The 19,174-nt window shown below is 68.7% G+C and carries 21 protein-coding genes; 13 read left to right on the top strand and 8 right to left on the bottom strand.

What is annotated here, in order from left to right:
* Nucleotides 1–9: 9 nt before the first annotated feature.
* Nucleotides 10–1,170: an inorganic phosphate transporter gene (locus AB2U09_RS14595; RefSeq protein WP_459193459.1), complete on the bottom strand. Its 1,161-nt coding sequence runs from the start codon at nucleotides 1,168–1,170 to the stop codon at nucleotides 10–12.
* A gap of 42 nt (nucleotides 1,171–1,212) precedes the next feature.
* On the bottom strand, nucleotides 1,213–2,808 hold the full coding sequence (locus AB2U09_RS14600) for a globin-coupled sensor protein (protein WP_459193460.1): 1,596 nt from the start codon (nucleotides 2,806–2,808) through the stop codon (nucleotides 1,213–1,215).
* Nucleotides 2,809–2,975: 167 nt separating this feature from the next.
* Between AB2U09_RS14600 and hisA the strand changes: the two genes are divergently transcribed.
* The 3 genes from hisA (at nucleotide 2,976) to AB2U09_RS14615 (ending at nucleotide 5,718) form a co-directional block, all read left to right on the top strand.
* Nucleotides 2,976–3,695 carry a 1-(5-phosphoribosyl)-5-[(5-phosphoribosylamino)methylideneamino]imidazole-4-carboxamide isomerase gene (gene hisA / locus AB2U09_RS14605; RefSeq protein ID WP_459193461.1) on the top strand — a complete coding sequence of 240 codons (720 nt, stop codon included), beginning with the start codon at nucleotides 2,976–2,978 and terminating at the stop codon, nucleotides 3,693–3,695.
* Nucleotides 3,696–3,909: 214 nt separating this feature from the next.
* Nucleotides 3,910–4,224: a hypothetical protein gene (locus tag AB2U09_RS14610; protein WP_459193462.1), complete on the top strand. Its 315-nt coding sequence runs from the start codon at nucleotides 3,910–3,912 to the stop codon at nucleotides 4,222–4,224.
* 267 nt (nucleotides 4,225–4,491) lie between these two features.
* Nucleotides 4,492–5,718, top strand: coding sequence for an MFS transporter (locus AB2U09_RS14615; protein WP_459193463.1), 1,227 nt, complete (start codon nucleotides 4,492–4,494; stop codon nucleotides 5,716–5,718).
* A 50-nt stretch (nucleotides 5,719–5,768) separates the two neighbouring features.
* Here AB2U09_RS14615 and AB2U09_RS14620 read toward each other — a convergent pair whose 3' ends face one another.
* Nucleotides 5,769–5,942, bottom strand: coding sequence for a hypothetical protein (locus AB2U09_RS14620; protein WP_459193464.1), 174 nt, complete (start codon nucleotides 5,940–5,942; stop codon nucleotides 5,769–5,771).
* Nucleotides 5,943–6,104: 162 nt separating this feature from the next.
* Between AB2U09_RS14620 and hisB the strand changes: the two genes are divergently transcribed.
* From hisB to AB2U09_RS14640, 4 genes are all read left to right on the top strand, one after another.
* Nucleotides 6,105–6,692 (top strand): imidazoleglycerol-phosphate dehydratase HisB, encoded by a 588-nt coding sequence (gene hisB / locus AB2U09_RS14625; protein ID WP_459193465.1) that lies wholly within the window; start codon nucleotides 6,105–6,107, stop codon nucleotides 6,690–6,692.
* A 93-nt stretch (nucleotides 6,693–6,785) separates the two neighbouring features.
* The gene (gene trpY, locus AB2U09_RS14630; protein WP_459193757.1) at nucleotides 6,786–7,274 is read left to right on the top strand and encodes a TrpY family transcription regulator; all 489 of its coding nucleotides are present in this window, start codon (nucleotides 6,786–6,788) and stop codon (nucleotides 7,272–7,274) included.
* A 99-nt stretch (nucleotides 7,275–7,373) separates the two neighbouring features.
* Complete coding sequence (locus AB2U09_RS14635; RefSeq protein WP_459193466.1) at nucleotides 7,374–8,471, top strand: YhjD/YihY/BrkB family envelope integrity protein; 1,098 nt, start codon at nucleotides 7,374–7,376, stop codon at nucleotides 8,469–8,471.
* Between the two features lie 25 nt (nucleotides 8,472–8,496).
* Entirely contained in the window at nucleotides 8,497–9,132 is a 636-nt protein-coding gene (locus tag AB2U09_RS14640) for an IMPACT family protein (RefSeq protein WP_459193467.1), read from the top strand.
* Nucleotides 9,133–9,288: 156 nt separating this feature from the next.
* Here AB2U09_RS14640 and AB2U09_RS14645 read toward each other — a convergent pair whose 3' ends face one another.
* A complete protein-coding gene (locus AB2U09_RS14645; protein WP_459193468.1) occupies nucleotides 9,289–10,698 on the bottom strand; it encodes a hemolysin family protein in 1,410 nt (469 codons plus the stop codon).
* Nucleotides 10,699–10,855: 157 nt separating this feature from the next.
* Entirely contained in the window at nucleotides 10,856–11,428 is a 573-nt protein-coding gene (locus AB2U09_RS14650) for a type IV pilin domain-containing protein (protein ID WP_459193469.1), read from the bottom strand.
* Nucleotides 11,429–11,517: 89 nt separating this feature from the next.
* Between AB2U09_RS14650 and AB2U09_RS14655 the strand changes: the two genes are divergently transcribed.
* The 5 genes from AB2U09_RS14655 (at nucleotide 11,518) to AB2U09_RS14675 (ending at nucleotide 14,417) form a co-directional block, all read left to right on the top strand.
* Entirely contained in the window at nucleotides 11,518–11,787 is a 270-nt protein-coding gene (locus tag AB2U09_RS14655) for a glutathione S-transferase N-terminal domain-containing protein (protein WP_459193470.1), read from the top strand.
* A complete protein-coding gene (locus tag AB2U09_RS14660; protein WP_459193471.1) occupies nucleotides 11,787–12,302 on the top strand; it encodes a redoxin domain-containing protein in 516 nt (171 codons plus the stop codon). Before AB2U09_RS14655 ends, AB2U09_RS14660 begins: the two co-directional genes overlap by 1 nt.
* Nucleotides 12,303–12,430: 128 nt before the next feature.
* Complete coding sequence (locus tag AB2U09_RS14665) at nucleotides 12,431–12,691, top strand: hypothetical protein (protein ID WP_459193472.1); 261 nt, start codon at nucleotides 12,431–12,433, stop codon at nucleotides 12,689–12,691.
* A gap of 68 nt (nucleotides 12,692–12,759) precedes the next feature.
* Nucleotides 12,760–13,752, top strand: a complete 993-nt coding sequence (locus AB2U09_RS14670; RefSeq protein ID WP_459193473.1) for a ring-cleaving dioxygenase — start codon at nucleotides 12,760–12,762, stop codon at nucleotides 13,750–13,752.
* Nucleotides 13,753–13,832: 80 nt separating this feature from the next.
* Nucleotides 13,833–14,417 carry an L-threonylcarbamoyladenylate synthase gene (locus tag AB2U09_RS14675; RefSeq protein WP_459193474.1) on the top strand — a complete coding sequence of 195 codons (585 nt, stop codon included), beginning with the start codon at nucleotides 13,833–13,835 and terminating at the stop codon, nucleotides 14,415–14,417.
* A 25-nt stretch (nucleotides 14,418–14,442) separates the two neighbouring features.
* On the opposite strand, the gene AB2U09_RS14680 is transcribed toward AB2U09_RS14675, so the two are convergent.
* Nucleotides 14,443–15,096, bottom strand: a complete 654-nt coding sequence (locus AB2U09_RS14680; RefSeq protein WP_459193475.1) for a CRISPR-associated protein Cas4 — start codon at nucleotides 15,094–15,096, stop codon at nucleotides 14,443–14,445.
* Nucleotides 15,097–15,165: 69 nt separating this feature from the next.
* Nucleotides 15,166–15,765 carry a conditioned medium-induced protein 4 gene (locus tag AB2U09_RS14685; RefSeq protein WP_459193476.1) on the bottom strand — a complete coding sequence of 200 codons (600 nt, stop codon included), beginning with the start codon at nucleotides 15,763–15,765 and terminating at the stop codon, nucleotides 15,166–15,168.
* A gap of 164 nt (nucleotides 15,766–15,929) precedes the next feature.
* Between AB2U09_RS14685 and AB2U09_RS14690 the strand changes: the two genes are divergently transcribed.
* On the top strand, nucleotides 15,930–18,137 hold the full coding sequence (locus AB2U09_RS14690; RefSeq protein ID WP_459193477.1) for a heterodisulfide reductase-related iron-sulfur binding cluster: 2,208 nt from the start codon (nucleotides 15,930–15,932) through the stop codon (nucleotides 18,135–18,137).
* Between the two features lie 51 nt (nucleotides 18,138–18,188).
* Here AB2U09_RS14690 and AB2U09_RS14695 read toward each other — a convergent pair whose 3' ends face one another.
* Nucleotides 18,189–19,121, bottom strand: coding sequence for a glycosyltransferase (locus AB2U09_RS14695; protein ID WP_459193478.1), 933 nt, complete (start codon nucleotides 19,119–19,121; stop codon nucleotides 18,189–18,191).
* Nucleotides 19,122–19,174 lie beyond the last annotated feature (53 nt).

Consider the following 19,174-nt stretch of genomic DNA (forward strand, 5'->3'; position numbering starts at 1 on the left):
GTGCCGAACTCACACGATCGGCAGGTACTGGAAGACGAGATAGGAGGCGATAGCCGAGATCGAGGGCGTGAGGATCCACAGCAGGACGACTCGGCCGGTCGCCGCGGGGTCGAAGAGATCCGCGGCGGTGATCTCCGCGGGGTCCTCCTCGCCGATCTTCGTCACGTCGCCGGGTTCTGGCGGCTCGCGGTCCCCGGCGTCGCTATCGGCGATGGCGTCGATGGAGACGGCGCTCTCTTCCGCGTCGGGCGGGCCGGAGACGGCCTCGGCGGCGGCGTCGGCGAGTCGCTTCGTTCTGGTCGCCCGCCCCCAGCCGAGCCCGACGATGCACATCGTCGCCGAAACTGCGAGACTCGCCGGGATCCCCGCGGCCGAGAGCAGGTAGATGATCGTCGCGCTGACCGTCTCGACGATGAGCGCCGCGAGGATCGGCAGGTCGGTCAGGTCGTTACCGACGGTGTCGAGCGTCCGCCGGGCGATGGTGAACGCACCGACCCCGATGGCGACGCCGGCCAGCGCGACGTACGGGGTGAACGACTCGCCGAGCAGCCCGCCGCCGTACAGCGGGCCGACGGCGTTGGCGACGTTGGATGCGCCCGCCGCGTAGGCCATGTAACAGCCGATCCCGACGACCAGCGCCGTCCCCAGTCGCTCGCGGAGCGTCCGTTCGTCGCCGGGCGATTCCAGCGTGAAACGCGCTTCGAGGTGCGGGTAGAGGTACCGGCCGGTGACGGCGCAGATCCAGAAGGCGGTGATCGGCGCGACGAGCCACCACGTGACGATCTGGCCCATCACTTCCCAGTCGATCGTCCCCGTCGCGACGCCGAGGCCCGCGATGGCGCCGACCGCCGTCATCGAGGTCGAGGCGGGGACGCCGAAGAGGTTCGAGACCAACAGCGCGAGCCCGACGAAAAAGAGGACGGCGACGCTCGCGGCCAGCGTGAACTGGTCGCTCGGGACGATCCGTCCGCCCATCGTCTCGATGACGTTCGTCCCGGCGGTGGCGCCGCCGAAGATCGCGAACGCCGTCATCAGCGCCGCGGCGCCGGTCTTCGACACCGACCCGCTGCCGACGGCCGGCCCGAAGGCGACGCCGGTCGACGACCCGCCGATGTTGAATCCGACGAACGCCGCGACGGCGATCCCGGCGACGAGCAACAGAGAGACCATAGGCAACCACTCGACCGTAGCCGAGTAAAGACTGGCGGACGGCTACGCCGACGTCTCGTCCGTCGTGAGTCGCTCGACCGCCTGACCGATCTCGTCGACCATCTGCGTCTGTCGCTCGCTGGCGTCGGCGACGTCGGCCGCCTCGGCCGCGACCTGTTCGGCCTGGGCGACGACGTCGTCGAGCATGCTGGCGATTTCCTCGGCGCTGGCAGCCTGATCGTCGGTCGCGTCGGCGACCTCCGCGATCCCCTGTGAGGCCTCGGCGACCGCCTCGGCGATGTCTTCGAGGTTCGCCATCGCGGTCTCGACGCGCTCGACGCCGTCTTCGACGCGCCCGGTCGTCGTTTCGAGGTTCTCGACGGTCTCGTCGGCGTCCTGCTGAATGTCGCCGACCAGCGCCTCGATCTGAGCGGCCCGCTCCTGCGAGTCGGAGGCCAGTGACTTCACCTCGTCGGCGACCACAGCGAATCCTTCGCCCGCCTCGCCCGCGCGTGCGGCCTCGATCGACGCGTTGAGCGCCAGCATGTTCGTCTGGTCGGCGATCTCGTTGATGACCTCGACGACCTCGTCGATCTCCGCGATGCGCGTCTGCAGCGAGTCGACGTCGTCCGCGACGCTGTCGACCGCGTCACCGACCGCGTCCATCACCTCGACGGCCTCGTCGGCCTCCGAGCGGCCCTCGTCGGCCAGCCGCCGGGCGCCGCCGCTGGTGGCTTCGACCTCGTCGGCGGTCGCCGCGATCTCCTCGACGGTCGCACTCAGCTCCGAGACCTCGCTCGTGATCTCGTCGATCCGGTCGGCCTGATCGTCGGTGAGCTCGGAGATCTCGCGGGCGCTCTCGGTGACGCCGTGGGAGGCGTCGAGCAGGTCGTCCATCGGCTCGTCGACCTCGTCGCCGACCTGCCGTTGGAGCGCTTCGCGCCGCTCGATCTCGGTCTCCAGACGCTCGTTGTACGCGTGGATGTACGTGTCGGCGACCACCTGCATGTCGAGGTCGACGATGCGAAGCACGGAGAGGAGCTCCGCCATCCCGGCCGAGACCTCCTCCTCGACGACCCGCTCGACGGCAGAGTCGATCGACGCCCCCGGGCCGTCTTCCACGTCAGAGCTCGCGACACTGACGCCGCCGTCGGTGACCGTCTCGGAGAGTTCGGTCCGGAGCGACTCGGTGAGCGACTCCCGGAGGCGCTCGCCGAGCAGATCGACGATGAGGTCGTAGTAGACGCCGTACTGGCCGATGTAGAACTTCATCGGCATCCGCAGCACGTCGTGGATCTTCCCGATCCGGGCCCGGTCCGCGAAGTACGACTCGCCGTACTCGCCGCTCGCGAGCGTCGCGAAGTACGCGGATTGCGTCCGCTTGAGTTGCTCGACGGTCTTCGGCGACCGGCCGATCACCTCCACTGCTTCCTCGTGGTCCGTGAGGTTGTCGTAGAAGTCCTCTGCGATCTGGTCGGCGTGGTCCGCGAACAGCGGTTCCAGCGCCGCGAGCCGGTCGGCGTCGTCCTCGTCGAACCCGACGAACTCCTTCCGCCAGGCGATCTCCTCGGCGTCCAGCCCGATGTCCCCCAGGAGAGAGTCGACGTCGACTTCCGAGTTCAATCCGCCGCGGCCAAATTCTGTAGCGTAGTCCTTCATCAGTGGATGCCCGAATATGTACGTCCCCGTTTCCGAGACGACCTATTAATCCTAGCCGCCGAGTTTTCGCGGATGATACTGCCGTCCGGCGATCCGCGGGCGACTCGCCGGATCGAGCGGACGGGTAGACCGACACGCTTTCGCCCCCTGCTCGCCCACCGGCGGGTATGTTTCCCGAGTTCGAGGTCGTCCCCGCCGTCGACGTGCAGGACGGACAGGTCGTCCAGCTAGTGGGCGGCGAGCGCGGTACCGGCAAGGAGTACGGCGACCCCGTCGCGGCCGCCGAGCGGTGGGTCGACCAGGGCGCGCGGACGCTCCACCTCGTCGACCTCGACGGCGCCTTCGAGGGCGAGCGCGCGAACGCCGACGCCATCGAAGCCGTCGTCGACGCCGTCGACGTCGAGACGCAACTCGGCGGCGGCATCCGCACCGTCGACGATGCCGTCGCCCTGCTCGACGCGGGCGTCGACCGCGTCATCCTCGGCACCGCCGCCGTCGAGAACCCCGACATCGTCGCCGAGATCAGCGACGAGTACCCCGGCAGCGTCCTCGTGAGCCTCGACGCGAAAGACGGCGAGGTCGTCGTCTCCGGCTGGACGGAGGGCACGGGCCTCGACCCCGCCGAGGCCGCCGAGCGCTACGAGGATCTGGGCGCCGGCGGGATCCTCTTCACCGACGTGGACGTGGAAGGCCAACTGGAAGGAGTCCGGACCGAGCCCGTCCGCCGCGTGGTCGAGGCGGTGGACGTCCCCGTGATCGCGAGCGGCGGCGTGGCGACGCTGGACGACGTGCGCGCGCTGGAAGCGGCGGGGGCGAGCGCCGTCGTCGTCGGGAGCGCGCTCTACGAGGGCGCGTTCACGCTCGAAGAAGCCATCGACGCCGTGTGAGCGTGTTCGTCACCGTTCAGTGTTCGTCTCCCCGTCAGTAGATAGCAGTTTTCGTTCTCCTGCATCCCAGTAGGATGACGTATCACGCTCAGTAGGCTACGTTTTCGATCCGGATAGCTACGTGTGCTTACGTATCGTTACGTACTAAGTTGTTTTACACTACATTTGCCCACGAAAGACGAGTTATTATTGTGTTCTGTGGGAGTCTTGCGTCATGGACTGGAAGCCGACACTCCCGACGGACACCGACACCGCCGAGCAACTGGCCGGGATCACCGGATTGGGATGGACGACGTCGACGCTCGGATTTCTGGGGACCGTGCTCGGATACGGGAACAGCGTCGTAGGTCGCCTCGTGACGGATCCGCAGTCGCTCCTGTACGTCGGGGGCGTCTTTTTCCTGGCGACGCTCGGCCTCGACCGACTCGCCAAACTCCCCCGCGACGGCGACGCTGACGGAGACGGGGACAGCCGTGCCGGTACCGCCGACGGGCGTGTCAGTGAGGCCCTGGCCGAGGCGAGCGACTGACCGCCGGGACTCGCTTCCCCGCCATTTTCCGGGGCTCGCTGGCCCGTCACTTCGGCCACGACGGCGCACATCGCTCTCAGCCACGGAGCGTCTGAACGCCCAAGTCGGTCGCATACGTCATTCTCCCGCCGCATCAGGGCCGTCGACGCTCTACAAAAACGCTTTCCGCGTCGACCCGGATCGAATCGATATGCACACGGCGACCGAGCAGAGAGCCCTCCGAACGCCGGCGGCCCGTCCGATGGGGGTCGGCGGGGGGGGCAGCCAGTGAGTGAGGAGCGCGCCGGCGCGTCCGCGACCGCAGACGGCGGGAACCGGCGGCTGTGGACGGTCGCGATCTTCCTGACGATGGCGTCCGCGGGCGCGATCATGCAGGTCCGCGGCGCCGTGCTGCCGACGCTGGAAGGCGTCTTCACCGTCCCCGAGTGGCAACTCGGGCTTCTCGCGCCAGCGGGGACCGCCGGCTATCTCCTCGTCATCCTCGTCGTCGGATCGAGCGCCGGGCACGTCGACGCGCGGCGCCTGATCGTCGCCGGCGCGTTCGGGACCGGGCTCGCGCTGCTGTCGATGGGCGTCGCCCCGTCGTTCCCGTTCTTCCTCGCGGTGACCGTCGTTCAGGGCGCGGCGCTGGGGTTCGTCCGCGCGCTCGATCGACCGCTGTTGAGCCACTTCTATCCCAGCGAGCGCGGGCGGATCTACAACCTCTACGACGGGACCTGGGCGGTCGGGGCCGCGCTCGGGCCGCTCGCCGTCGTCCTCGCGTTGCGCCTCGGTTCGTGGCAGTTCGTCTACGCCGCCCTCGGCGCCGGCGTCCTCGCGCTCGCCGTCCTGTTCTGGTCGCTGGACGCCCCGAGCGTCGGGTCGAACGAGCGCCCGCTCACTCGCGAGCGCCTCGCGGAGTTACTCCGCCAGCCCGAGGTGATCGCCCTGCTGGCCGCGCTCTTTTTCGTCACCGGCGTCGAGGGCGGGCTGTTCACCTGGCTCCCGTACTACGCCAGGGCCGAACTTCCCGGCGCGTGGGCGGAGCTGACGCTGACGGCGATGCTCGCGGCCTACGTTCCCGGTCGCTTCGCCTGTGGCGCACTCACGGCGCGACTCGGACCGCTGACGCTGCTCGTCGGCGTCCTGACGCTGCTCGTGCCCGCGTTCGCGTTCACCTTCTTCCTCGCCAGCGGCCCGTGGGTGCTGGCCGGTGTCGTCGCGATCGGGCTGTTGATCTCCGGCGTGTTCCCGACGATGATGGCTTACGCCACCGACGCGGTCCCCGAGTACAGCGGCCCGGTCAACGCGCTCGCGTCGTCAGTGTCGTCGATCTCGGTCGGATCGGTCCCCGCGATCATGGGCGTCGTCATCGGCGGTTCCGACGCCGTGACGGCCATGCGGCTGCTGGTCGCGCCGCTGGTCGCCGCGGTCGTGGTCGTCGGCCTCGCCAGGGTCGCGGAGCTGCGTCGAGACGCCGCCGAGAGGATCGAGTCCGGAACGGTCGACGACTGAAAGCGGGCTCGGCCGCGCATGTTCGGCCGGGGCGGATCCGAGCGGAGGGGTCAGCGGGGACTGGCCCGTCGACTGGACGAGACGAGTTCGGGGAGGACGAGTGCGTAGGCGCTGGCGGCGGCGACCACGCCGGCGAGCACGGCTCCCTCGCCGGCCGCGAAGAGGACGAACCCGGCGGCGATGCCCGACAGCGCGACGAGGTCGAGCGTCCAGTGACGGTCCACGATCGTGTCACCGAGCCAATCGGACGTAAATCCCGGGCAGACAGGCGGCTGACGCGCGTCTGACGCCGCGCCGTCGTGCGACTGAGGGCGGCGCCGTCGCGGGCAGCGACCCCGGCTCGAACGAACACAACGGCCAAATAGGCGGGTGCGCTTGGTCGAGGCATGACCCAGCGGACGGCGGCGGTGACCCGCGAGACCGCCGAGACGGAGATCGAGGTGACGCTCGACGTCGACGGCGACGGCGACGCCACCGTCGACACCGGTATCGGCTTTCTCGACCACATGCTCGGGTCGTTCGCCACGCACGGCCTGTTCGACCTGACAGTCCAGTGCGACGGCGACCTGGAGATCGACGACCACCACACCGCAGAGGACGTGGCGATCACCCTCGGCGAGGCCTTCACCGAGGCGCTGGACGACAAGCGCGCCATTCGCCGGTTCGCCGACCGGAAGGTCCCGCTCGACGAGGCCGTCGCCAGCGTCGTCGTCGACGTCAGCGGCCGCCCCTACTTCGCGTTCGACGGCGAGTTCTCGCAGGACTCGGTCGGCGGGCTGACCAGCCACATGGCCCAGCACTTCCTGCGTTCGCTGGCGATGAACGCCGGCCTGACGCTGCACGCGGGCGTCGAGGGCGAGAACGCCCACCACGAGATCGAGGCCCTGTTCAAGGGGCTGGCCCGCGCGCTCGACGACGCCACGCGGATCGACGAGCGCCGCAGCGACGTGGCGAGCACGAAAGGCGAGCTATAGATGAGCGACGAGGCGACGGACGACGAGACGGGGGGCGACGGGGACGGCGAGAGCGTCGCGCCCACGGCGGAGACCGCCACGTTCGACGCGATCATGGAGAAGTTCGCCGATTCGCCGAGCCAGCAGGCGGTCATCCGGCTCATCCTCGAACGCGGCTTCTCCGTCAACGACGACGGGCGCGTGGTCTCGGGCGGCATCGAGATCCCCAACACCGGCATCGCCCGCGAGGTCGACGTCGACCGCCGGGTCGTCGACGCCACCACCGACGCCATCCTGGCCGACGACGAGCTGCGGCGTATCTTCCAGAACATCTCCGCCATCCCGAGCCTGATGGACCTCGCGCCGGTGCTCGACCTGACGGCGCTCGCGATCACCGTCCGCGACGCCGAGGAATCCGGCATCGTCGCCACCGTCACCGGCGCCATCGCCGACCGGGACATCTCCATCCGCCAGACCATCAGCGAGGACCCAGAGTTCACCGACGACCCCAAACTGTACGTCATCACCGACGGCGAGATCCCCGGTGATCTCCTGAACGAGATCCGGTCGATGGAGTTCGTCCACAAGATCGAACTGCGGTGAGACGCGGACGGCCCCGCGGCCGTGTCGCCCCGACGGCTCGTCGCCGGTCCCCGCGTCCGTCGGCGACTGGGTTTTCCGGCTGCGGCCCGTAGCGCGCGCATGTCCAGGCTCCGGCGCGCGGGAGCGCTCGCTCGCGCCGTCGTCCGCGAGGCCCGGGCCGAGCGCCTGACGTTCATGGCCGGGAGCATCGCCTACCACGCGTTCGTCTCGCTGCTGCCGTTCATGCTCGTCATCCTGTTGCTGATCTCCCGGATCGAGGACCAGGCCGCGGCGGTCGACGCGCTCCGCGCGATGGGGACCTACCTCTCGCCGAACGCCGGCGGCCTGCTGACCGAGACCGTCACCGAGGCGACCGAGCACACCAGCCTCTCCGTGCTGGGCGTCGGCGTGCTCCTCTGGGGGGCTATCAAGATCTTCCGGAGTCTCGACGCGGCCTTCTCCAGCATCTACGACCTGGACGACCCGAAGGGACTGGTCGACTCGTTCAGGGACGCCGGCGTCGCGCTGGGCGCCGTCGGCGTCGGCCTCCTCGTCGCCGCTGCGATCGGGTCGGTCTTCTCGTTCGGCGACGGGGCCGTCGGCGGGTTCCTCGACCGCGTCGTCTCGACCACCAGTCTCGCGGTCGTCTTCCTCCCGCTGTTCTACCTCTTCCCCGACGAGGACGTGACCGTCCGCGAGGTCGTCCCGGGGACCGTGTTCGCGGCCGTCGGCTGGACGCTGCTCGAGTACCTTTTCCGGTACTACGTCGCCGTCGCCAGCGTCGGCGAGCGGTACGGCATCCTCGGGACCGTCCTCCTGCTCGTGACGTGGCTGTACTTCAGCGGCTTCGTCATCCTCGTCGGCGCCGCACTCAACGCCGTCCTCGCCGGCCGGTCGGCGGATTGCTCCGAAGCGGGATGGGGCGAGGACCGCGAGGCGAAAGCGCACACGCCGTTCGCCGAGGGGCTCGAAACGATCGAGGACGCCCTCGCCGCCGGGCAGTCGCTGACGGTCACGGTCGGCGGCGACGAGGTGCGACTCCCGCCGCCCGAGGAGTACGAGACGGACGTCTCGGCGCCGGACCGCCCCGACGAACTCGGCGGCGAGGAAGTCGAGGGACACCTCGACATGACGTGGTCCCGCGGCAGGGACGTCGACAGCGGCGAGACGGCGCGGCCAGACGGCGGTCCCGACGCGGCCGGCGACGGTGACACCTAAGGGCGGGCCGGCCGAACGCCGAAGCGTGACAGACGAGCCCGCGACGACCGGACCCGGCGCGGCCGACGAGCCATACCGGACCGTCGCCGACCGCGGCGAGGCGCGCTTCGAGGTGCGCGGCTCCGAGTTCATCGGCCACGTTGCCCCCGCTCGCACGGTCGAAGCAGCCGAGACGTTTGTCGCCCAGGTCCGCGAAGAGTACGACGACGCTACCCACAACGTCCCCGCGTATCGCGTGCGGGCCGATCCGTTCCGCGAGTGGGCCAGCGACGACGGCGAGCCGTCCGGGTCGGCCGGCGACCCCGCGCTGAACGTCCTCCAGCAGGAAGAGATCGAGAACGTCGTCGCCGTCGTCACCCGCTACTACGGCGGGACGAACCTCGGCGTCGGTGGGCTCGCCCGCTCGTACTCCCGGGCGGTCAAAGACGGCCTCGACGCGGCCGGAACGACCACCGAACGGCCCCACGAGACCTTCTCGGTCGCCGTCGACTACGACGATTCGGGCACCGTCCGCGGCATCCTCGAGAGCGACGGCGTCGAGTTCGACGCCGACTACGCCGAGCGCGTTTCCTTCGACGTGCGCGTTCCCGTCGAAGACGGGACGGGGCTCCGCGACCGACTCCGCAGCGCCACCAGCGGCCGGGCCGACATCGAACTGTGAGCGTCACCTCGGTTCCGGAACCGGGTCAAGGTTCGCCGAACTCGAACCGATATCCCGGATAAAATTGTTCTATAGCCACTAATCAACGTATCTCCAGTCGAAACGGCGGCCTTCGAGTCGAGGAACGGCCGGAGCGGACGGCCCAGCGCTAGCGGGTCACTCGGGCTGGGCTTCGCCGGTGTCGGCTTCGGACTCTTCCTCGCCGGTGTCGTCGGGGTCGTAGTCCTCGGTCCGCGTGACGCGCGCTTTCATGATCCGCGTGTTCTCGACGGTCTGGACGGCTATCTCGACGCCGTTGTAGTCGATCACCTCGCCCTCCTCGACGAGGCGGCCGGCGAGGTTGAAGATGAACCCGGCGATGGTCTCGAACTCCTCGCCCTCGGGGATGTCGATCTCCAGCGCCTCGTTGACCTCCTCGATGTTGACTTCGCCCTTGACGAGGACGGTGTCGTCGTCGACGTACTCGATCGGTTCGTCCTCACCGCCTTCGAGGATCTCGCCGACGATCTCCTCGGTGAGGTCCTCCATCGTCACGAGTCCCTCGGTAGTCCCGAACTCGTCGATGACGATGACCATGTGCAGGCGCTCGTCGCGCATCTCGGTGAGCAACTCGTCGACGTTCTTCGACTCGGGGACGTGCAGCGTCGGCTCGATGAGGTCTTCGAGTTCGAGGTCGGTCTCGCTCTCCCCGTAGTTCTGGTCACGGACGAGGTCACGGATGTTGACGACGCCGATGACGTTGTCGAGGCTCCCCTCGTAGACGGGCAGGCGCGCGTGGCCGCTGTGGATGCACTGCTCGATGGCCTCCGAGACGGAGGCGTCCGTCGAGATGGCGTCCATGTCCAGCCGCGGCGTCATGACCTCCTTGGCGATGGTGTTGTTGAACCGCAGGGTGCGCTGGAGCATCTCCCGTTCCTCCTCGTCGAGGACGCCCTCGCGCTCGCCCGTCTCGATCATGTCCTGGATCTCCTCGCGGGTGACGTAGGAACTCTCGATGGCCGAGCGTCCACCAGTCACCTTGTTGACGACCCGGGTGAGGTAATCGAAGAGGACGATGAGCGGCAGGAGGACGTACTCCGAGAGCTTGAGCGGGCGTGAGACGCGCAACGCCCACGACTCGGTGTTCTCGACCGCGTAGGACTTGGGCGCGCTCTCGCCGAACAGCAGGACGATCGCGGTGATCCCGAAGGTGGCTGCCGCGACTGCTTCGCCCTGGCCCATATAGAGACCGAACAGCCCCGTCGCGATCGACGACATCGCGATGTTGACGAGGTTGTTTCCGACGAGGATCGTCACGAGCAGTCGGTGTGGGTCCGATTTGAGCCCCTTGAGCGTGTTCGCCCCGCGCTTGCCCTCTTCGACGAGCCCCTCGATACGGTGAGCGGGAAGCGAGAACATCGCGATCTCCGACGAGGAGAAAAACGCCGAGAGCCCGATCAGAACGGCGATCAGGAGCACTCCTGCTGTCGCGACGATGCTCTTCTGGATGCCGTATCCGTAGATGTCGATCGTCGTTTGCTGTGCGGCGGGCCCAACGCTGGACCACACCACTGCGGGTATACCCATCGACGGCGAGACTTGTCGTGGGTTGGAATTAAGGCTTGTCATACCGGACCCCCCAGCAGACGCCGAAGAGGGACCACTCAGACGGATCAGGCCCCGATATTCCTCGAGTGAACGGTTGCTTGCACTCCGTTGGTGGACGAACCACGAGCGTCCACTCTCACGACGCAGCCACTTCTAGACGCGCCACCGTCGCACCGCTCGGGCGGTGAATCACGCGAACCACCGCGCCGTCCCCCGATCGCACGTCGAACTCGTGCTGGGCGATACGCACCGATGCGGTCTCGCCGCTCTCCCAGCGGTTGTCGCCGTGGGCGGCGTCGAGTTCGCCGTCGACCCCGGCGTAGGTCCGGTCGACGAAGTGCGAGCCCGCGACGTGCTCGTCGGTGAGTCGCCGCGCCGGGAACCCCGATATCCTCGCGTGCTCGCCCGTCCGCTCGAGTTCGACGACGAGCGCGAGGTCCTCGGCGGAGAGCACCTCGCCCGCCTCGTGGACGAGTCGGAGTCGCTGGCCGTCCGGCCAGCCGTCGGTCGCCGACAGTTCGGCGCTCAGTCGCGCCTGCGGAGCGACTTCTGGGGTGGCGTGGTGGACGCCGACCGCTGCCAGCGACACCGACGCCAGCAGCGCCGTCAGTCCGACGAGGACGACCACGCCGACGACCGGACTCACCGCTCGTGGTGAATCTCCGGCGTCGTGGGCTGACCAGTCGGAACCGGCTCGGCGGTCGGTCACGCGCCGGGCTGGTCGCCCGTTCGCCCTTAAATGTCCGGCTCGCCGGCGGCGAAGCCCTTACCCGGCAGTTGGCCCTACCTCCGGTCGAGATGACCGACCCAGACATCACGTTCTACCGGTTGCAGGCTTGCCCGTTCTGCGAGCGGGTCACGCGGAAACTCGAGGAGTACGAACTCGACTACCGCTCGCGGTTCGTCGAGCCGATGCACGGCGACCGCGACGTCGTCAAGCGCCTGACCGGCAAGCGGACCGTGCCCGCCATCGTCGACGAGTCCACCGGCGTCACGATGTCCGAGAGCGCCAATATCGTCGAGTACCTCGACGCCACCTACGGCGAGCGCAGCAAGGGGGGCGCCTGATGGACCTCCCCTTCGACGTCGTCGACCTCCCCGAGACCGACCACCCGGAGGAGGGCGACCGCGTCCCCGACTTCGAGCGCCCGCTCGTCAACGACGAGTACTGGGAGGACGTCTCCCTCTCCGAACTGACCGACGAGCAGCCCGTCGTCCTGATCTTCCACTCGATGGACGGCGCGTTCCCCGCGACCTACGTCTGGAACGAGATCCGCGATCGCGGGTGGCTCGGCCGCGACAACTGCCAGATCGTCGGGCTGTCCATCTCGACGCCCTACGAGCACAACGACCTGCTGGAGGACCGGAACGTCGACGCGAAACTGTACTCCGACCCCGGCAACGGCGTCGCCGAGCAGTTCGACATCGTCAACGACCTCGACGGCATGGCCGGCGTCGAGGAGCCCCGCCCCGCTGTCTTCGCCCTCGACGAGAAGCGGGTAGTCCAGTACGCCTGGGTCGCCTCCGAGTGGCCCGCGTTTCCCGATTACGACGAGGTCGAGGACGCGATCGCCGACCTCTGAGTGCCCCCGTTCTCTCAGTGGGGTCGTCACTCGAAACAGATGCCGGGGAATTCCAGATCGTTATTCCCTATCGCGGCAGCCGTGGGTAGCTGGAGAAAATTTATCGCTCTGTCATTAAGAAACGTAGTATGGCTGGTCTGGCGGCGACGGACATCACCACTGCGACGGTGCCGGGGTCGTTCGTTGCCATAAGTCCCTGGGCACTGATCGGGCTTCTGACACTCCCGATAGCGGTCTGTCTGGGACTACTCGTGCTCGCGGCCCACATCGGCCGGTCGACCGCCGAGGACGCGGTGGTCGAACAGACGAACTGCTCGGCGTGTGACGCACGGAATCCCGCTGATCGGAGGAGCTGTCGCTACTGCGGGTCGGCACTGGCGGGCGAGTAGCACGGCGACACCCCGGTTACATCGATGTCAGCGCCTACTGAAGTACGAGCAGTCCATACGAAGTTCCAATGACGGACGACACGAAGACGCCGGGCATCCACCACGTCACCTGCATCGCGAGCGATCCCCAGCAGAATCTGGACTTCTGGGTCGAGACGCTCGGGCTGCGACTCGTCAAGCGGTCGATCAACCAGGACGACCCGAGCACCTACCACTTCTTCTTCGCGGACGCGGAGGGGAACCCGGGTACGAGCATGACGTTCTTCCCGTGGGGCGAACAGACGGGCGACGGCAAGGTCGGCTCCGGACAGGTCTCGCGGACGGCCTTCCGCGTGCCCGAGGGGAGCCTGGACTACTGGGAAGAGCGCTTCGACGACCACGGCGTCGACTACGACGAACGCGTCGATCGCTTCGGCGAGACGGTGCTACCGTTCCGCGACCCGGACGGACTCCCCGTCGAGTTAGTCGAGACGGCGATCGCCGACGACGACCCCACGGTGCCGTGGACCGAGTTCGTCCCCGAGCGCGCGGCGATCCGCGGGTTCCACTCGGTGACGCTCTGGCTGGTCGATCCAGAGCCCACCGAGGGGCTGCTCCAGCGGATGGGCTTCGAGGAAGTCGGCACCGAGCAGTCGCCGGGTGACACGCCGGGCGACCAGCGGACCCGCTTCGCCGCGCCGGGGTCGGTCGGGAAGTACGTCGACGTGTTGCCAACCGTCGAGGCCGGGCGGCAGGGTCGCGGCACTGTCCACCACGTGGCGTTCCAGACGCCGACCGACGACGATCAGGAAGCGATCCGGAAGGTCGCCCGCTCGGAAGGGCTGAGTCCGACGACGCAGATCGACCGCCACTGGTTCCGGTCGGTGTACTTCCGGGAGCACGGCGGCGTGCTGTTCGAACTCGCGACCAACGGGCCGGGGTACGACAGCGACGAACCGCTCGACGAACTGGGCGAGCGGCTCGTCCTCCCCGGCAAGTTCGAGGCCCGCCGCGAGGAGATCGAGGCGAACCTGCCCGACGTGACCATCCCGCGAGCGGAGACGGCCGAGGCGGACGACTAGTCGGCGCGGAGCCCATTTGCGGCACGGGACGGAGACGCCATCGCGTCACACTTTTCCCGGCCACTGTCGGATCGCCGAGTATGACCGACGTAGAGCGGGCGGCGCGGGCGATCGAGGACGGCGAGCTGGTCGTCTACCCGACGGAGACCGTCTACGGCCTCGGCGCGAACGCCATCGACGCCGCGGCCGTCGAGCGAGCGTTCGAGGTGAAAGGCCGAGCGCGGGACAAGCCCGTCTCGCTGGGCGTCCCGAGCGTCGAGCGCGCGCGGGAGTATACCGACCCCACCGAGCGCGAGATGGCCTTCATGCGGGAGTTCCTCCCGGGACCGGTGACCGTCGTCGTCCAGCGCAGAGAGATGGTCCCCGACGTGCTGACGGCGGGCCGCGATCGGGTCGGTATTCGGATTCCCGACCACGATCTTGCGCTGGAACTGTACGAAGCGAGCGACGTGCCCGTGACCGCCACGAGCGCGAACCTGAGTGGGACAGGGAGCGTTCGCGAGGTCGACGAGTTGAGCGACGAAGTCCGAGACGTGGTTAGCGCGGTGCTGGACGGCGGCCGAACGGACGGGACGGAGAGTACTGTCGTGGACGTGCAGGCTGGCGAGATCCACCGCCGCGGCGCGATGAGCGACGAGATCGAGGCGTGGCTGGCAGACAACTGAGTGCGACGTCGCGACTGCAATCGCGCTACAGCATCGACCGGAGCGACCGAGTGGTGACGCCGCACTGGTCTCGATAGTCGCAGGGAGCGCACTTCGCCTGGTTCGACGCGCGAGAGGGTGGCCCGTCGATGGCGTCGGCGGTCCGGACCGCCGAGCGGTAGGTCGCCTTCCGGCGAGTCGTCAGCGGGACCTCGCGGACGATGCCGTAGGCGGGGTACTCTGCGAAGGCCGTCTCGACGGGCGTCTCGCGCTCCCACGCGAGCGCCTTGGCGGCAGCGACCAGCCGGACGGTCTGTGGCTCCCAGACGCCCTGCTCCGGTGGCGAACCCGCGAACACCAGCGACGGACGCGGCGGCCCCTCCAGCACTTTGTGCGCGACGCCGCGACACTCGCGGCCTTCGAGCAGCACCTCGCGGCCGGCGGGATCGACGAGGTCGTCCCACGCGTCGAGGCTCGCCCGCAACTGGCCCAGGCGCGAGCGGTACTGCGTCGGCGTCACCTCGATGGGCGCGGCCTGCACCTCGGGATCGGATTCCAGCAGCTCCGGGTAACGAAAGGCCAGGTCGCGGCGCGCACGGACTTCCTGAGGCACGTCCTCGTCGGCCGCGGGGTCGCGGTGGCGGTAGTAGAGCTTCCGCGGGCAGTACGCCGCCGTGGCCAGGTCGCGAAACGTGTGCATAGGGCGGCGTGGCCGCGCTTTCGGTCATAAACCCTCGGCGCGACAGTCGGGAAAACGGGGAGCCGCCGGTCAGAACGAGACGTCGGTTTCGATGTCCTCGGCGGCCTCTTCGAGGCCGTCTTCCGTCATCTGGTCGGTGAACCGACCGGAGAGGGCGGCGTCGGTGAGGATCTCGTCGAATTCGGTCTGGTAGCGGTGGTTCGCGGCCCGGGCGGCGTCCTGGGCGGCGACGACGCGGCGGTAGTGGCGGACCGTCGCTTCGTCGACCCCGAACTCGTCTGCGAGCGCCTCGTCGCTCGCGTCGCGGCACCGTCGCAACTCGCAGACGTCGAACGGGGCGTCGGTGTCGTCCCCCCGGAGCAGGTGCAGATCCATGCGTGCGCGGAACACTTCGTCCTCGGATACGTCCAGTTCGTCGGCGATCGCCGCGTCGGACTCGTCGTCGTAGAACGCGCGGACGAGCCGGACGTACGTCGCCGTCTCGAAGTCGGTCGCGAAGTCGTAGCGATCGGCGAGCGCCTCGATTACCCCCCGCAGACGCTCGCGGACCGCCTCCTCGTCGTCCGTCTTCGCGAGAGAGCCCCGCGGCTCTTCCTGGCTCTCCGTGACCGTCCCCTCCTCGGAGACGTCCATGAAGATGTCCCGCAGTTCTTCGGTCTTGTCGTCCATCCCCGACCGTGAGTCCGGTGCCGTACACATAAATAATTGTTGACACCTGTGAGCCGACGGCGCCGCTCCGGGAGACCGAAAATCGGCAAACTCGTCCCCGATTGTGAACGGTTGTCGTGTGAATTCGTGGCAACCTTTAAGCGGGCGGTTGCCCGCCATCTAGTATGTCCGTACTCCAGTCCGGAGCGGCGACGCGGCCGACGTTCTGGGGGATCGGGCCGGTCGGGAAGGCGGCCTTCTACTACCTCGCCGCGGTGACCATCGCGGTCTTCCTGCTCGGTTCCTACCGCCGGGTCGCCCGCTACGCCGAGGGCGCGGAGGACCCGCTCCCGCGGCTCGACGACCTGCCCGGACGGATCGTCGGCGCGGCCGGGACCGTCCTCTCGAACCGGACGCTGCGCGACCGCGACGTCGTCGCCGGCCTCGCCCACACGTTCGTCCTCTGGGGCTTTCTCACGCTGCTCATCGCCACCACGATCCTCGGCGTCGACATGGACCTCTACCGACCGCTGACCGGCGACTCCTTCTTCGTCGGCGACTTCTACCTCTCCTATTCGTTCGTCGTCGACGCGATGGGGCTGCTGTTCGTCGTCGGCCTCGGCGTGTTCCTCTACCGCCGCTACGCCGCCCGTCAGTGGCGTCTCTGGGGCCGCCACACCAGCGCCGAGGACGACCTCTTCGTCTGGGCGCTGTTCCTCCTCGGCGTCGGCGGCTACCTCACCGAGGGATTCCGCATCCTCGGGCAGTCCTACCCCGACTTCGAGACGGTGAGCTTCGTCGGCTGGGCGGTCGCCCTCGCCCTCGACGGCGCGGGGATGACGCCCGCGATGGCCGAGGCGACCTACCCCGTCGTCTGGTGGAGTCACTCGATCCTCGCGTTCGTCTTCATCGCCGCCGTCCCGCTGGGCAAGCCGTTCCACATGCTCTCGTCGTACGCCAACGTCGTCACGCACGACGAGGACGCGGGCAAGCGCCTGCCCGGCGTCCCCGCCGACCTGGAGGCCACCGACGCCGAGTCCATCGACGATTTCACCTGGAAAGAGCTGCTCGACCAGGACGCCTGCACGAAGTGCGGCCGCTGTTCGTCGGCCTGCCCCGCCGAGACCGCCGGTCGACCGCTCGACCCACGGAACGTGATCCTCGACCTCAAGCGGTACCGCGAGGCCCGCGACGCCGGCGAGGAGTCGATCCCGATCGTCTCGGACGCCCCCGATCCCGACCGCCCGGGCGAACTCGCCTACGACGAGGGCGGGAGCGTCATCGCCGCCGAGACGATGGAGTCCTGCATGGCCTGCATGGCCTGCATGGACGCCTGCCCCGTCGAGATCGAACACCTCAACTCGTTCACGCGGCTGAACCGCCAGCTCGTCGACCAGGGGGACCTGGACAGGAACGTCCAGGAGACGTTCCAGAACGTCATGCAGCAGGGCAACACCTTCGGCGAGTCACAGCGCAACCGCGCCGACTGGGCCGACCCGCTCGAAACGGAGCCCGCGGATGCCCGCGAGGAGTCGGTCGAGTACCTCTGGTACGTCGGCGACTACCCGAGCTTCGACGACCGGAACAAGAAGGTGGCCCGCTCGCTCGCCCGCCTCTTCGAGGAGGCCGACGTGGACTACGGTATTTGCTACGACGACGAGGTGTACGACGGCAACGACGTGCGCCGCGTCGGCGAGGAGTTCCTCTTCATCGAGCAGGCCGCGACCATGGTGAGCGCCTTCGACGAGTGCGACTTCGAGAAGATCGTCTGCACCGACCCCCACGCGTTCAACACCTTCGAAAACGAGTACCCCGAACTCGACTTCGCGGAGTTCGCCGACGACCCGATGATGGAGGTGCCCGAGGAGAACTGGGACGGCGCCCCGGTCTTCCACTGGACGCAGGTCGTCGAGGACCTCGTCGAGCGGGGTCGGCTCGGCCTCCGGGGCGACGAACTCGACTACACTGTCACCTACCACGACCCGTGTCACCTCGGGCGGTACAACGGCGAGTACGAGGCGCCGCGGGAACTCGTCCGCGCGACGGGCTGCGACCTGGCCGAGATGCCCAGAAACCGAGACGACTCCTTCTGCTGCGGCGGCGGGGGCGGCGGCCTCTGGATGGAGTTCGACGAGGACCCGAAACCCAGCGAAGAGCGCCTGCGCGAGGCGCTCGAGGACACCGACGCCGGCGGTGCCGTCGAGAAGTTCGTCGTCGCCTGCCCGATGTGCACCACGATGTTCGAGGACGGCCGCAAGACCGGCGGCTTCGAGGACGACGTCGAGATCGTCGACGTGGCCGAGTTGCTGATCGAAGCCGTCGAGGTCAAGGAGAGCGGCGGCGTGACCGCCGGCAGCGAATCGGGTACGGCGGGATCGCCGGCCGACGACTGACCGCCGCCGCGTCCGGTGACGCCGTTCCCCTCCCTACGCCGCCCGGCTGCCTCACTCGCGGACTCGTTCGACGACTTCGACGTCGAACGTGCGCCGCCAGCGGTAGCGGCGACCTCCCCAGACGAACGTCCGCCGCAGGTGCGCGTAGGCGCCGAGCGGGATCGACGCCACGAGCGACGGCCACGCGAGCAGGACCGTCGGCCTGACGATGCCGAATCGGGCGCCGACCGTGGCAGCGACCGCCGTCAGGACGGCTGCGGCGCCGAGCGGGGAGAGGACTGAGAGCGCGGCGATCGCGAGGACGAGAGCCACCGAAACCGCAGTCCCGCGGGGGTCGTGGCGGCGGACGAGCTTGTTGAAGCGGACGTGTCGTTCGAGCGTCTCGCGAACGGTCCCGCCGACGGGGACGCGTCGCGTCCGATCCAGCGTCGTCACGTCCAGCGCGTCGGTGAGCATCCCGTCGTCGCTGACGGTCCGGCGGAGGCGATCGCACAGCGCCCCCTCGTCGTCCAGGTCCGACCGTTCGAACAGCACGGCGCCGCCCCAGGCGTAGTCGTTGGCGTAGGTCGCCAGCGTCCCACCGACGAGGTAGACCGGCTCCAGCAGGACCGACAGCGGGTCGCGCCCGACGAAGACGGGGACCTCCGAGACGGGGCCGTAGAGCGCGTAGTCGGCGGCCAGCCCGTCGAGCCAGTCGGGCGGGTGGTGGAAGTCGTCGTCGGTCACGACGATTCGTTCCTGGGCGGCGGCCTCCAGTCCGGCCGCGACGGCGTTAGCCTTGCCGGAACAACCGCTCGGCTCGCCCGCGGCGACGAGGTGGACGTTCTCGGGGAGACCTCCGGCGCGGCCGGCGACGGGGTCCGACTCCCGGTCGTGGACGACGAGCAGTTCGTCCCCCTCACGGAGCTGGTCGGCGACCTCTCCGCAGGCGTCGGTCCACCGCACCGTCGGCAAGATCACGCTCGTCGGCGGCCGATCGACCATGTGAACGGGTTCGGGTTCGCGCCCAATAAGGCCAGAGCCGGCGCGCGACACGT

The sequence above is a fragment of the Halosimplex yunnanense genome (assembly GCF_054504345.1).